Below are 12,659 nucleotides of genomic sequence, written 5' to 3'. Positions count from 1 at the left end.
CTCCGGGCCTCACCCGGCCGGCTCCGTCACGTCGGCCACGGTGGCGTCCAGCGCGGCGAGCAGCTCAGCGGCGTCGACGGTCAGCGCCACTCCGTGCGCGCCGCCACCCAGCGAGACCTGGCCCGCGACGCTCGCGTCGGCGATCACCGGCAGGGGAGTCGCGCTGCCCAGCGGCGTGATCGTGCCGCGCACGTAGCCGGTCAGCTCGCGGGCCGTCTCTGCATCCGGCATCGAGATCCGGTTGACGCCCAGCAGGGCCCGGAGCTTGGGCCAGGCGATCTCGCGGTCGCCGGGCACCAGCACGAAGCGGTGGTCGCCCTCACTGACCCGGACCACCATGGTCTTCACGATCGCGCAGGGCTCGACCCCGCGGGCCGCGGCGGCTTCCGCCAACGAGCGCACCGGTCCGTGACGGGTGACCCGGTGGGCCAGGCCGAGCGCCTCGGCGGCCGTGATCGCGCGGGCTGAGCGGTCCTCGTCCTCGGTCACGGGCCGAACCTACTCCGAGAGGCGCTCGGGGTGCCCGCGGCTCAGTAGGAGTGCCTCTCCTCGAGCACCGCGCGCAGCCGGGACTCGTCGAGCTCCTCACCCAGCCACTCGAAGAGCGGGACCAGGGCGCGAGGGTCGGCGACGTAGTCGTCGTAGTGGACGTGGAAGGCGTCGTCACCGAGGGTGTCGGCGAGCGTGAGCAGGCGCTTCTCGGTGTCGGCCAGCCGTTCGACGGCGTCGGGCATGTCGGCCCACCACTTGCTCTGCGAGACCGCCGTCAGGTCGCGGGTGTTGACCAGGAACCGGGCGCCGGGGAAGACCTTGCGCAGCCACGTGACGTAGCGGTCGAGGTCCTCGACGTCCTCCTGTCCCCAGCGGATCTCCTTGAAGCCCGTCACCCGGGTCTCGGGGCCGGGTCGCAGGACCGTGTCGAGGGCGAGGCGCCGACAGTCCTCGAGCGAGGCCTGCACCTTGAAGTTGTCCATGCCGTAGAACGGCCGGACCGGGGTGCCGCCACCGACGGGCAGGTCGTTCTTGCGCTCCTGGCGGCGCTGCTCCCGCTTCTCCGCGGCCCCGCTGTGGTGGAACTCGTGCAGGTGCAGCAGCATCTGACGGTTCTCGCCGCGGATCACGTAGCCGGGGATCGCGTTGAGGAGGCCCTGCAGGAGGGTGGAGCCCGACCGCCCGTAGGTCACCACGAAGAGGTAGCCCAGGTCGTCGCGCAGCTCCAGCTCCGCCAGCCGGCCGGCCAGCTTCTTCCGCTCCTGCTCGGCCTTCTTCAGCCGACGGCGCAGCTGCTTCCGCTCGGCCCTGAGCCGGTCGCGCTCGGCGGTGGCCGCGTCGCGTTCGGCCGCGACCGCGTCCCGTTCCTCCCGAGCGCGGGCACCGGGCACCAGACGGACGGCCGAGCGTCGCACCCCGGAGGTGCTGCTCGGCCCGGGACGCTGCTGCATGGGGCCTCCTGGGGTCGGTACATTCAAGCAGGCCGCACCGCCCGGCCGAGGTAGGCGTAGGTCCAGGGACGGGAGATCCGCGGGCCGGGGAGGTACTCCTGGCGCACCTCGACGATCTCCAGGCCGGCAGCCCTGACCAGGGCCGGTACGTCGCGGTCCAGGTGGCAGCCGGCGGCCAGCCGCTGCTGCAGCGGATCGAGGCGCTGCTGCCAGCGCACCACGCCGGGATCGGGAGCCAGCCCGTGCTCGAGGAAGTGGAAGGCGCCCCCGGGTCGCAGCACCCGGCGTACCTCGGCGAGGGCGGCGGCCACGTCCGGGATCGTGCAGAGCGTGAACGTGGCCAGGGTCGCGTCGTACGACGCGTTCGCCGCCTCGAGCCGCGCGCCGTCCAGCCCGATCCGCTGCACGGGCACGCCGGCCGAGCGGCGACGGGCCTCGGAGCGCGCCCAGGCGACCTCGCTGGGCTCCACCACGTCCACGGCCGTGACCTCGCGCGGCAGGTGCCCGAGGTTCAGCCCGCTGCCGAAGCCGAGCTCCAGCACGCGACCGTGCAGGCCGGCGGAGGCGGCGGTGCGGAGCCGGCCGATCTGGTCGTTGCCGAGAGCCACGTCCGTCAGGCGCGGCACGACCTGCTCGGTCCAGAGCCCCATGTCCCGAGAGTACGGCGGTTCCACCGCGTAGGCTCGCCGCATGAGTGTGCGTCGTGTGATGGGGACCGAGGTCGAGTACGGCATCTCGGTCCAGGGGCAGCCCCTGGCCAACCCCATGGTCGCGTCCTCGCAGGTGGTCAACGCCTACGCCTCGGCGACGATCAAGGCACGACGGGCGCGCTGGGACTTCGAGGAGGAGTCGCCCCTGCGCGACGCCCGCGGCTTCGACATGTCCCGGCAGGTCGCGGACCCCAGCCAGCTCACCGACGAGGACATGGGGCTGGCCAACGTCATCCTCACCAACGGCGCCCGGCTCTACGTCGACCACGCCCACCCCGAGTACTCCACCCCCGAGGTCACCACCCCGCTGGACATCGTGCGCTGGGACAAGGCGGGGGAGCAGGTGATGCTCGACGCCGCCCGCCGGGCCGGCCAGCTGCCGGGCGGGGCGCCGATCGTGCTCTACAAGAACAACACCGACAACAAGGGTGCGTCGTACGGCGCCCACGAGAACTACCTGATGCGGCGCTCCACGCCGTTCGGCGACATCGTGCGCCACCTGACGCCGTTCTTCGTGAGCCGCCAGGTGGTCTGCGGCGCCGGGCGCGTGGGGATCGGCCAGGACGGCCGCGAGCACGGCTTCCAGATCAGCCAGCGGGCCGACTACTTCGAGGTCGAGGTCGGCCTGGAGACGACCCTCAAGCGGCCGATCATCAACACCCGCGACGAGCCGCACGCCGACCCGGAGAAGTACCGCCGCCTGCACGTCATCATCGGCGACGCGAACCTCGCCGAGGTGTCGACGTACCTCAAGGTCGGCACCACCGCCCTGGTGCTGGCGATGATCGAGGAGCGGTTCATCTCCGCGGACCTCGCGCTCGACGGGCCGGTGGCCGCGCTCCGTGCGGTCTCCCACGACCCCACCCTCAAGCAGACGGTCACCCTGCAGGACGGGCGCACGATGACCGCGCTGCAGCTCCAGCTGGAGTACCTCGACCTGGCCAGGAAGTACGTCGAGGACCGGCTCGGCGCGGACGCCGACCCGCAGACCGTCGACGTGCTGGCCCGCTGGGAGTCGGTGCTCGACCGGCTCGAGCGCGACCCGATGCTGTGCGCGGGCGAGCTGGACTGGGTGGCCAAGCTGAAGCTGCTGGAGCAGTACCGCCAGCGCGACGGGCTGGACTGGGACGACGCGAAGCTCCAGCTCATCGACTACCAGTACTCCGACATCCGTCCCGAGAAGGGGCTCTACCACCGTCTGGTGGGGCTCGGCCGGATCGAGCGGCTCCTCGACGACGTCTCGATCGAGAAGGCGATGCACGACCCGCCGGAGGACACCCGCGCCTACTTCCGCGGGCGGTGCCTGGAGAAGTACGCCGACCACGTCGCGGCCGCGTCGTGGGACTCGGTCATCTTCGACCTGCCCGGCCGCGAGTCGCTGCAGCGGGTCCCGACGATCGACCCGCTCCGGGGCAGCCGCGCGCACGTGGGAGAGCTGCTGGACCGCTGCGCGACGGCCGAGGCATTGTTCGCCGCTCTGACCAGATAGGTGGATCGGGCCCGCTGAGTGGATAGGGTCGGACCGAGCCGAAGGAGAGACATGGCACAGGAGCAGAAGCAGCCCCGCAAGTCCTCGGAGACCGAGGAGTCGACCGAGGTCGCTCCGGAGAGCGACGTCGCCGAGCGCAAGGAGGCCCTCGACGACGACGTGGACGCGATCCTCGACGAGATCGACGACGTCCTGGAGACCAACGCCGAGGACTTCGTGAAGTCGTTCATCCAGAAGGGTGGCCAGTGAGCACCCCACGAAATCGCTCGCTGCGCTCGGATTCCGCGGGGACCCCGCGATGACGGATCCCCGCCTCCCGGCCGCCTTCCTGCAGCCGGGCACGTCGTCCTTCAGTGACTTCCTGGCCGCCCAGGCCCCCGACCTGCTGCCCTCGCGCCGCGCCGTGCCCCAGGGGCACGCCGGCGACCTGGCGCCGCACGGCACCACGATCGTCGCCGCCACGTTCCCCGGCGGCGTCGTGATGGCCGGCGACCGGCGCGCCACGATGGGCAACATCATCGCCCAGCGCGACATCGAGAAGGTCTTCCCCGCCGACGAGTTCTCCGCGGTCGGCATCGCCGGCACCGCCGGCCTCGCCGTCGAGATGGTCCGGCTGTTCCAGACCGAGCTCGAGCACTACGAGAAGATCGAGGGCAGCACACTCTCGATGGACGGCAAGTCCAACAGGTTGGCCGCGCTGATCCGCTCCAACCTCGGGATGGCCATGCAGGGCCTGGCCGTCGTCCCGCTGTTCGCGGGCTACGACCTCAACCACGGGCAGGGCCGGATCTTCAGCTACGACGTCACCGGCGGCCGCTACGAGGAGACCGCGTTCCACTCGGTCGGTTCGGGCTCCCTCTTCGCCCGGGGCTCCCTCAAGAAGCTCTACCGCGACGACTTCAGCGCCGACCAGACGGTCCAGGCCGTCGTGGAGGCGCTCTACGACGCCGCCGACGACGACTCGGCCACCGGTGGCCCCGACATCACCCGCCGGATCTTCCCGGTGGTGCAGGTGATGACCGCCGACGGCGGCCGTCGCCTCGCCGACGACGAGGTCGCCACGATCGCGGACCGGGTGATCGCGGGCCGGATGACCCGTCCCGACGGTCCGACCGCCCCGCTCGAGCAGGGAGCACGCTGAGATGAGCATGCCGTTCTACGTCTCGCCCGAGCAGCTGATGAAGGACCGGGCGGACTTCGCCCGCAAGGGCATCGGTCGCGGCCGCTCGGTCGTCGCGGTGCAGTACGCCGACGGCGTGCTGTTCGTCTCCGAGAACCCCTCCCAGGCCCTGCACAAGGTCTCGGAGATCTACGACCGGATCGCGTTCGCCGCGGTCGGCCGCTACAACGAGTTCGAGAACCTCCGGATCGCCGGGGTCCGGCTCGCCGACATGCGCGGCTACGCCTACGACCGCCGCGACGTCACCGGCCGGGGCCTCGCGAACGCCTACGCCCAGACGCTCGGCACGATCTTCTCCAGCGGCGGGGAGAAGCCCTACGAGGTCGAGATCTTCGTCGCCGAGATCGGCGACGCGCCCGCGGACGACCAGATCTACCGGCTCACCTACGACGGCCAGGTCGCCGACGAGCACGGGTACGCCGTGATGGGCGGCCAGGCGGACACGGTCGGGGAGTACCTCCGCGAGCACTACACCGAGGGGGCCTCGCTCGACGACGCCCTCACGGTCGCGGTGGCGGCCCTGGGGCACACCTCTGCCGACAACGGCGGCAGCGAGGACCGGGTCATCCCCACCGAGGACCTCGAGGTGGCCGTGCTCGACCGGACCCGCACCCAGCCGCGGAAGTTCGCCCGGCTCCGCCCGACCCGCCTCGACGCGCTCCTCGGCGACCGGGGGCCCGCCACGCACGCCGCCCAGCCCGAGCAGCTCGGTGAGCCCGCCGAGGCTCCCGCGCCCGTCGGCGACGAGCCGCCCATCGCGCCGCCCGGCTGACCGAATCGCGGGCCAAATCACGCGGTTCCCACCCCGGCCACCAGCCTGCGCCTACTCTGACCATCATGGACCGGCGCATCTTCGGGATCGAGAACGAGTACGGCGTGACGTGCACGTTCAAGGGTCAGCGCCGCCTGAGCCCGGACGAGGTGGCGCGCTACCTGTTCCGCAAGGTGGTGAGCTGGGGCCGCAGCAGCAACGTGTTCCTGCGCAACGGCGCCCGCCTCTACCTCGACGTCGGCAGCCATCCGGAGTACGCCACGCCCGAGTGCGACGACGTGGTCGAGCTGGTCACCCACGACAAGGCCGGGGAGCGGGTGCTGGAGGGGCTGCTCCTCGACGCCGAGCAGCGGCTCCACGACGAGGGGATCGCGGGCGAGATCTACCTGTTCAAGAACAACACCGACTCCGCCGGCAACTCCTACGGCTGCCACGAGAACTACCTGGTCGGGCGGGCGGGGGAGTTCTCCCGGCTCGCCGACGTCCTGATCCCGTTCCTGGTGACCCGCCAGATCATCGTCGGCGCCGGCAAGATCACGCAGACGCCGCGGGGCGCGTCGTACTCCGTGAGCCAGCGCGCCGAGCACATCTGGGAGGGCGTCTCCAGCGCGACCACCCGGAGCCGTCCGATCATCAACACCCGCGACGAGCCGCACGCGGACGCGGAGAAGTACCGCCGCCTGCACGTGATCGTCGGCGACTCCAACATGAGCGAGACCACGACGATGCTCAAGGTCGCGAGCTGCGACCTGGTCCTGCGGATGATCGAGGAGGGCGTGGTGATGCGCGACCTCACGATGGAGAACCCGATCCGGGCCATCCGCGAGATCTCCCACGACGTGACCGGCCGCCGCAAGGTGCGCCTGGCCAACGGCCGCGAGGCGAGCGCGCTGGACATCCAGCAGGAGTACCTCACCAAGGCCCGCGACTTCGTGGACCGCCGGGGGATCAGCACGCCGGTCATTGAGCGAGCCCTGGACCTGTGGGAGCGCGGGCTGAAGGCGGTCGAGTCCGACGACCTCAGCCTCGTGGACCGCGAGATCGACTGGGTCATCAAGTGGAAGCTGATCGACCGCTACCGCGCCAAGCACGGCCTGCCGCTCGGCCACCCGCGGATCGCGCAGCTCGACCTCGCCTACCACGACATCCACCGCGGCCGCGGCCTCTACTACCTGCTGGAGAAGCGAGGTGCGGTCGCCCGGGTCACCACCGACCTCAAGATCTTCGAGGCCAAGTCGGTGCCCCCGCAGACGACGCGCGCCCGGCTGCGTGGGGAGTTCATCCGCAAGGCCCAGGAACGCCGCCGCGACTTCACCGTCGACTGGGTGCACCTCAAGCTCAACGACCAGGCCCAGCGCACCGTGCTCTGCAAGGACCCCTTCCGCGCCCAGGACGAGCGCGTGCAGCGCCTCATCGATGGCATGTGACCAAGGGCCCTGAACACGCCCTGTGGATGACGGGACCGGCTGCCGGAACTTCTCAGCCCGTCCGGATAGGGTGACCCGCGCCGTTCCTGCACTCTCCGCAAAGGTGAATCCCGTGTCCCGACGACTCCGTCGCCTCCCGACCGTCCTGCTGCCCGTGCTCCTGCTCGCGGGCCTGACCGCGTGCGGCAGCGACGACGACGCCTCCGCCGGCCAACCGCTCGACGCGGTGAGCATCGAGGGCGACGTCGGCAAGGAGCCCCAGGTCACCTGGAAGGACCAGATGCAGGTCGACGGCCTGGAGACGAAGACCCTCGAGACCGGCGACGGGGCCGAGCTCCAGGACGGCGACAAGGTCAACGCCCAGATCTGGATCGGCAACGGCTACACGGAGAAGAAGGCCTACAGCACCTACGACTCCGACACCCCGGAGTCGGTCACCGTGGGCAGCGACCAGGTCAGCCCGCTGTTCGCGGACGCCGTCGCGGCCGGCAAGGCCATCGGCTCGCGCATCGTGGTGACGGCCCCCGCCGACAAGGCGTTCGGGGCCCAGGGCAACCCGCAGCTCGGCATCGGCAACAAGGACGCCGTGCTGGTCATCGTCGACCTGGTCAGCAAGGCCGCGAAGCCCCTCGACGGGCCGCAGGGCGCCGCCCAGAAGGCACCCTCCTGGGCCCCGAAGCTCGTCGAGAAGGGTGACGCGGTCACCTCCCTCGACTTCGCCAAGGCTCCGAAGCCGAACGGCAAGCTCCGTGAGGCGACCCTGGTCAAGGGCACCGGCGCGACGGTGCAGAAGGGCCAGACCATCACCGTCGACTACCTCGGCCAGGTGTACGGCGGGAAGCAGCCCTTCGACGAGAGCTACAGCAAGGAGCCGGCGTCGTTCGGCATCGGCACCGGTCAGGTCATCCCCGGCTGGGACAAGACGCTGGTCGGCACCAAGGTCGGCAGCCGGGTGCTGCTGGCGATCCCGCCCAAGGAGGGCTACGGCTCCAAGGGCAACACCGCGGCCGGCATCAAGGGCACGGACACGCTGTACTTCGTCGTCGACATCCTGTCGGCCGGCTGATCCAGCGCACGGACAGGGGAGCGGCATGAGCGGGATGGCGGCGCGCAAGAGCGAACGTCTGCTCAACCTGCTCATCATGCTGCTCGTCCAGCGCCACTACGTCAGCAAGGAGCGCATCCGGGCGATCCTCTACCCGGACTCCTCCCACGAGGGCTTCGAGAAGATGTTCGAGCGCGACAAGGAGGAGCTGCGCAGCCTTGGTGTCCCGATCGAGGTGGGCAACATGGACCCCCTCTTCGACGACGAGCCCGGCTACCGGATCCCCCCGGACCGGTTCGCGCTGCCCGACGTCAGCCTGGAGGCCGACGAGGCCGCGGTCATCGGCCTGGCCACCCGGGTGTGGGAGCACGCGCGCCTGGCCGAGGCCACCACCGAGGCGGTCCGCAAGCTGACGGCGCTCGGCGTACCCCTCGACGTGTCGGCGCTCGACATCGCCGAGCCACGGCTCAGCGCCGACGAGCCGTCCTTCGACGTGTTCTGGGAGGCCACCCAGGAGCGCTGCCCGGTCGAGTTCGAGTACCGGCGTGCCGGCCAGACCGCCGCCGCCACCCGGCACCTGCAGCCCTGGGGCGTGGTCCGCTACTCCGGCCGCTGGTACGCCGTCGGCCTCGACACCGACCGCGGCGAGGAGCGCGTCTTCCGGCTCTCGCGGGTCCAGGGCACGGCCCGCCGGGCCGGCAAGCCGGGGTCGTACGACGTGCCGCCCGGCACCGACGTGCGCGCCACCGCGCGCCGGCTCGCCCCGGCACCCGTCACCGAGAGCGCCGTGGTCCTGGTGCGCTCCGGCGCCGGTCTGCCGCTGCGCCGCAACGCCGACGCCGTCGAGACGGGGGTCAGCGGCCCCGACGACAGGACAGGCTGGGACCGGGTGACCGTCTCCCGCAGTGGCCCCGGGCTTGCCGACGAGCTGCTCGGCTACGGCGCCGACGTCGTCGTGGAGGAGCCCACCGAGCTGCGGTCCCGGATCGTCGCCCGGCTCTCGGCCGTCGAGGGGGCCGTCGAGGGGGCTGCCGCGGGAGCCGCGGCGGGGGAGGAGCAGGGATGAGCGCGAGACCCCCGGTCCAGGCGGCCGCCAAGGAGCAGGTGGCCCGGCTGCTCGCGCTGGTCCCGTTCCTGCACGCCCGCGGACAGGTGCGGCTCGAGGACGCCGCCCGGGCCCTCGGCGTCGACCCCGAGCAGCTGGTCCGCGACCTCAAGGTGCTGCTCATGTGCGGGCTGCCCGGCGGCTACCCCGACGACCTGATCGACGTGGACCTCGATGCCCTGGAGGGCGAGGAGGGCGACGGCGTGATCCGGGTGTCGAACGCCGAGTACCTCGCCCGTCCGCTGCGGCTCTCTCCCACGGAGGCCACCGCGATCATCGTGGCCCTGCGCGCGCTGCGCAACGGGGCCGGGGACGACACCCGGGAGGTCGTGGACCGCGCCCTGGCCAAGCTCGAGGCCGCCGCCGCCGAGGGTTCCGCGGCCGCGCAGATCGATCCGGGCGACGAGCCGCCCGCCCCGGACCTGGCGCGGCTGGAGGCCCGGCTCCGTGAGGCGGCCGAGCAGCGCCGCCAGGTGCGGCTGAGCTACTACGTCCCCTCGCGCGACGAGCAGTCCGAACGCACCGTCGACCCCCGCGGGGTCGTGACGGCCCACGGGTTCGCCTACCTGGACGCCTGGTGCCACAGCGCCGAGGCCCCGCGCCTGTTCCGCCTCGACCGGATCCACGGGGCCGAGGTGCTGGACGCCCCGATCGAGACCGCGCCCGAGGCTCCGCGCGACCTCGGGGACGGCCTGTTCAGCCGGTCCGCGGACACCACGACGGTGACCCTGCGCCTGGCCCCGGCCGCCCGGTGGGTGGTGGAGTACTACCCTGTCGAGGAGGTCAGGCCCCAGGGCGACGGCAGCCTCGAGGTCGACCTGCTCGTCGCCGACGAGCGCTGGCTGCAGCGGCTGCTGCTCCGCCTCGCCCCGCACGCGCGGGTCGTCTCGCCCCAAGTGTTCACCGAGTCTTTCCTGACCGCCGCCCGTGCAACGCTCAGCCTCTACTCATGAGGCGGCGTAGCATGGAGACGTCAACCAACCTGATGTGAGGACGCACATGACCCCGCTCGCCATCGCCGGCCTCGGCACGCCCGAGCTGCTCATCATCCTGGCGGTGATCATCCTGCTCTTCGGCGCGGCCAAGCTCCCCGAGCTCGCCCGCGGCAGTGGTCGCGCGCTGCGCATCTTCAAGGCCGAGACCAAGGGCCTGATGGACGACGACGACAACACCGCCGGCGCCACGCCGGAGCAGCGCGAGATCGAGGCCCGACAGCAGGCCGAGCTCGACGCGCGGCAGGCCGAGCTCGACGCCGAGCGCGAGCGCATGCGTCGCAACGACAACGCCTGACCGGGTCCTGGTTTGTCCATTGCCGGTGTCGTCGACCTGCTGCGCGGTCGTCCGCACCACCCGGTCGGGTCGGACGGCCGGATGGCGCTCGCCGACCACCTCCGGGAGCTGCGCGCCCGGCTGATCCGGTCGGCGATCTTCCTGGTCATCGCCTTCTCGGTCGCGCTGTTCTTCTACGACCAGCTCCTCGACCTGGTGCTGAACCCCTACAACGACGCCCGGGTCCAGCTCGGCCAGAAGACCGAGACCACGGCGTACGTCGCCGGGGCGACCGGGCCGCTGATGCTGCAGCTGAAGCTGTGCGGCGTCGCGGCGATCGTCGTGTCGAGCCCGTACTGGCTCTACCAGATCTGGGCGTTCATCGTGCCCGGGCTGCACGCGCACGAGAAGAAGTGGTCACGGATCTTCGCGGCCGTCGCGGGGCCGCTGTTCATCCTCGGCGTGCTGACCGGCTACTACGTGCTGCCCAAGGGGCTGGAGGTGCTGATCGGGTTCACCCCGGCGGGCCTGCAGAACCTCGTCGAGTTCGGTGAGTACTTCAGCTTCCTCACCCGGATGCTGCTGGTCTTCGGCATCGCCTTCGAGATCCCGCTGTTCGTGATCATGCTGAACCTCGCCGGCGTGGTCTCCGGGAAGGCGCTGGGCCGCTACCGGCCGTGGATCGTGCTCGGCACGTTCATCTTCGCCGCCGTGGCCACGCCCTCGACCGACCCGTTCTCGATGCTGATGCTGGCGCTGCCGATGCTGATCCTGTTCTTCATCGCCGAGGCGATCGCCCGCTCGGTGGACCGGGCACGCGGCCGCGGCGGGAACCGCACCGACCAGTGGTCGGACGACGAGCTCTCGCCGCTGTGACCGTGCCGACGCAGGAGACCCTGGTCGACCTCGACCCGTTCGACCTTCCCGACTGGCTCGGCACCTGTGACGTCACCTGGACCTCCGAGACCGGGGTCCGGTCCGGCCACCACGTGGCCGGGCGGCTGCAGGCCGACGTCGCCGGAGCACTCGAGGAGGTCGCCTGCGACCTGCTCGCCATCGACGAGGCCTACCCGATGCCGGTGGCCAGTGACGACGTCCGCAAGCGCGCACACCAGGCGTGGCGACACGGGCAGATCCTGCTGCTGGAGCACGACTCGCGCCTGACGCTGGCGGTGCCCGGCACCTCGTTCACCGCCGACCTGGTCCTGGACGCGCTGAGCAGGCTCGCCAAGGCGGTCGGCGCCTCGCCCGACCGCTACGCCGCACGGCTGCGGATCGGCTCCGAGTCGCGGCGCACCCGCTGATCCGCCGGCCGCTAGTCTCGGCCTCGTGGCCGGAAAATCACGCGAGATCGCGCTCCTGACGAACCCCACGTCCGGCAAGGGCAAGGGCGCGCGGGCTCGCGACGCGGCGCTGCCCCGGCTGCGCGACGCCGGCCTCGTGGTCCGCAACCTCGAGGGTCGGGACCCCGACGAGGCGCTCGACCTGGCGCGGCAGTGCGTCGCCGACGGCGTGCACTCGCTGGTGGTGTGCGGGGGCGACGGCATGGTCCACCTCGGCGTCCAGGCGGTGGCCACGACGGGCACCAGGCTGGGCATCATCCCGGCGGGCACCGGCAACGACGTCGCCCGCTACTTCGACATCCCCCGCAAGGACCCGGTGGCCGCCGCCGACCTGGTCGTGGCGGGTCGCACGCGCACCATCGACCTCGCCCGGAGCGGGTCGAAGTACTTCGCGACGGTCATGGCCGCGGGCTTCGACGCGATCGTCAACGAACGCGCGAACCGGATGACCTGGCCACGGGGCCAGATGCGCTACAACCTCGCCACGGTGGCGGAGCTGCGCACCTTCAAGCCGCTGCCGTACACGCTGGACCTCGACGGCAGGACGCTCCGGCTGGACGCGATGCTGGTGGCCGTCGGCAACGGGCCGTCCTTCGGCGGCGGGCTGCGCATCACCGAGGGCGCGGTGCTCGACGACGGCCTGCTCGACGTGGTCATCATCAAGACGATGAGCAAGCCCGACCTGGTGCGGACCTACCCCAAGCTGTTCAAGGGCACGCACGTCCACCACCCGCAGTACGAGCACCACCGGGTCCGCTGCGTGACCGTGGCGGCGCCGGGCATCGTGTCGTACGCCGACGGGGAGCGGTTCGGGCCGCTGCCGCTGACCGTGGAGTGTGTCGCCGGGGCGCTGACCGTGCTGGCGTAGGCCTGCCCC

15 protein-coding genes are annotated in these 12,659 nt (G+C 71.6%); 12 read left to right on the top strand and 3 right to left on the bottom strand.

The genetic code is table 11. The annotated features are described in order from the left end of the window. Positions 1 to 9: 9 nt before the first annotated feature. Genes ABD268_RS16240 through ABD268_RS16230 form a run of 3 tightly spaced genes read right to left on the bottom strand, consistent with a single transcriptional unit; the run spans position 10 to position 2,092 of the window. Positions 10 to 489, bottom strand: a complete 480-nt coding sequence (locus ABD268_RS16240) for an aminoacyl-tRNA deacylase (protein ID WP_344154469.1) — start codon at positions 487 to 489, stop codon at positions 10 to 12. A 41-nt stretch (positions 490 to 530) separates the two neighbouring features. Beyond that, positions 531 to 1,442, bottom strand: coding sequence for a sulfotransferase (locus ABD268_RS16235; RefSeq protein WP_344154467.1), 912 nt, complete (start codon positions 1,440 to 1,442; stop codon positions 531 to 533). Positions 1,443 to 1,465: 23 nt separating this feature from the next. After that, entirely contained in the window at positions 1,466 to 2,092 is a 627-nt protein-coding gene (locus ABD268_RS16230) for a class I SAM-dependent methyltransferase (protein ID WP_344154465.1), read from the bottom strand. Positions 2,093 to 2,132: 40 nt separating this feature from the next. On the opposite strand from ABD268_RS16230, the gene dop reads away from it, so the two are divergent. The 12 genes from dop to ABD268_RS16170 all read left to right on the top strand — a co-directional run bounded on the left by dop (position 2,133) and on the right by ABD268_RS16170 (position 12,650). After that, on the top strand, positions 2,133 to 3,641 hold the full coding sequence (gene dop / locus ABD268_RS16225) for a depupylase/deamidase Dop (RefSeq protein ID WP_344154463.1): 1,509 nt from the start codon (positions 2,133 to 2,135) through the stop codon (positions 3,639 to 3,641). Positions 3,642 to 3,692: 51 nt separating this feature from the next. Beyond that, positions 3,693 to 3,890 carry a ubiquitin-like protein Pup gene (locus ABD268_RS16220; RefSeq protein WP_344154461.1) on the top strand — a complete coding sequence of 66 codons (198 nt, stop codon included), beginning with the start codon at positions 3,693 to 3,695 and terminating at the stop codon, positions 3,888 to 3,890. 49 nt (positions 3,891 to 3,939) lie between these two features. After that, positions 3,940 to 4,782, top strand: coding sequence for a proteasome subunit beta (prcB, locus tag ABD268_RS16215; RefSeq protein ID WP_344154459.1), 843 nt, complete (start codon positions 3,940 to 3,942; stop codon positions 4,780 to 4,782). A 1-nt stretch (position 4,783) separates the two neighbouring features. Next, positions 4,784 to 5,593, top strand: coding sequence for a proteasome subunit alpha (prcA, locus tag ABD268_RS16210; RefSeq protein ID WP_344154456.1), 810 nt, complete (start codon positions 4,784 to 4,786; stop codon positions 5,591 to 5,593). A 65-nt stretch (positions 5,594 to 5,658) separates the two neighbouring features. Next, positions 5,659 to 7,020 carry a Pup--protein ligase gene (gene pafA / locus ABD268_RS16205; protein WP_344154453.1) on the top strand — a complete coding sequence of 454 codons (1,362 nt, stop codon included), beginning with the start codon at positions 5,659 to 5,661 and terminating at the stop codon, positions 7,018 to 7,020. A gap of 112 nt (positions 7,021 to 7,132) precedes the next feature. Beyond that, a complete protein-coding gene (locus ABD268_RS16200; RefSeq protein WP_344154450.1) occupies positions 7,133 to 8,086 on the top strand; it encodes an FKBP-type peptidyl-prolyl cis-trans isomerase in 954 nt (317 codons plus the stop codon). 25 nt (positions 8,087 to 8,111) lie between these two features. Next, a complete protein-coding gene (locus tag ABD268_RS16195; protein WP_344154447.1) occupies positions 8,112 to 9,131 on the top strand; it encodes a helix-turn-helix transcriptional regulator in 1,020 nt (339 codons plus the stop codon). Continuing rightward, a complete protein-coding gene (locus ABD268_RS16190) occupies positions 9,128 to 10,123 on the top strand; it encodes a helix-turn-helix transcriptional regulator (RefSeq protein WP_344154445.1) in 996 nt (331 codons plus the stop codon). The genes ABD268_RS16195 and ABD268_RS16190 overlap by 4 nt, the downstream gene beginning before the upstream one ends. A gap of 46 nt (positions 10,124 to 10,169) precedes the next feature. Continuing rightward, positions 10,170 to 10,460: a Sec-independent protein translocase subunit TatA gene (tatA, locus tag ABD268_RS16185; protein ID WP_344154443.1), complete on the top strand. Its 291-nt coding sequence runs from the start codon at positions 10,170 to 10,172 to the stop codon at positions 10,458 to 10,460. 12 nt (positions 10,461 to 10,472) lie between these two features. Continuing rightward, positions 10,473 to 11,315: a twin-arginine translocase subunit TatC gene (gene tatC / locus ABD268_RS16180; RefSeq protein ID WP_344154441.1), complete on the top strand. Its 843-nt coding sequence runs from the start codon at positions 10,473 to 10,475 to the stop codon at positions 11,313 to 11,315. Then, positions 11,312 to 11,743: a hypothetical protein gene (locus ABD268_RS16175; RefSeq protein WP_344154439.1), complete on the top strand. Its 432-nt coding sequence runs from the start codon at positions 11,312 to 11,314 to the stop codon at positions 11,741 to 11,743. Before tatC ends, ABD268_RS16175 begins: the two co-directional genes overlap by 4 nt. Before the next feature lie 25 nt (positions 11,744 to 11,768). Then, positions 11,769 to 12,650, top strand: a complete 882-nt coding sequence (locus ABD268_RS16170) for a diacylglycerol kinase (protein WP_344154437.1) — start codon at positions 11,769 to 11,771, stop codon at positions 12,648 to 12,650. Positions 12,651 to 12,659: the final 9 nt, after the last annotated feature.

This window comes from Nocardioides koreensis, from assembly GCF_039531775.1.
GTDB lineage: Bacteria > Actinomycetota > Actinomycetes > Propionibacteriales > Nocardioidaceae > Nocardioides > Nocardioides koreensis.
This window is presented reverse-complemented; position numbering and strand designations above follow the sequence as displayed.

Excerpts from the sequence above, each read along its gene's own strand:
- ABD268_RS16230 (WP_344154465.1), bottom strand. The coding sequence starts at position 2,092 with ATGGGGCTCTGGACCGAGCAGGTCGTGCCGCGCCTGACGGACGTGGCT.
- ABD268_RS16220 (WP_344154461.1), top strand. The coding sequence starts at position 3,693 with ATGGCACAGGAGCAGAAGCAGCCCCGCAAGTCCTCGGAGACCGAGGAG.
- ABD268_RS16195 (WP_344154447.1), top strand. The coding sequence starts at position 8,112 with ATGAGCGGGATGGCGGCGCGCAAGAGCGAACGTCTGCTCAACCTGCTC.
- ABD268_RS16235 (WP_344154467.1), bottom strand. The coding sequence starts at position 1,442 with ATGCAGCAGCGTCCCGGGCCGAGCAGCACCTCCGGGGTGCGACGCTCG.
- dop (WP_344154463.1), top strand. The coding sequence starts at position 2,133 with ATGAGTGTGCGTCGTGTGATGGGGACCGAGGTCGAGTACGGCATCTCG.
- ABD268_RS16190 (WP_344154445.1), top strand. The coding sequence starts at position 9,128 with ATGAGCGCGAGACCCCCGGTCCAGGCGGCCGCCAAGGAGCAGGTGGCC.
- prcB (WP_344154459.1), top strand. The coding sequence starts at position 3,940 with ATGACGGATCCCCGCCTCCCGGCCGCCTTCCTGCAGCCGGGCACGTCG.
- pafA (WP_344154453.1), top strand. The coding sequence starts at position 5,659 with ATGGACCGGCGCATCTTCGGGATCGAGAACGAGTACGGCGTGACGTGC.
- prcA (WP_344154456.1), top strand. The coding sequence starts at position 4,784 with ATGAGCATGCCGTTCTACGTCTCGCCCGAGCAGCTGATGAAGGACCGG.
- tatA (WP_344154443.1), top strand. The coding sequence starts at position 10,170 with ATGACCCCGCTCGCCATCGCCGGCCTCGGCACGCCCGAGCTGCTCATC.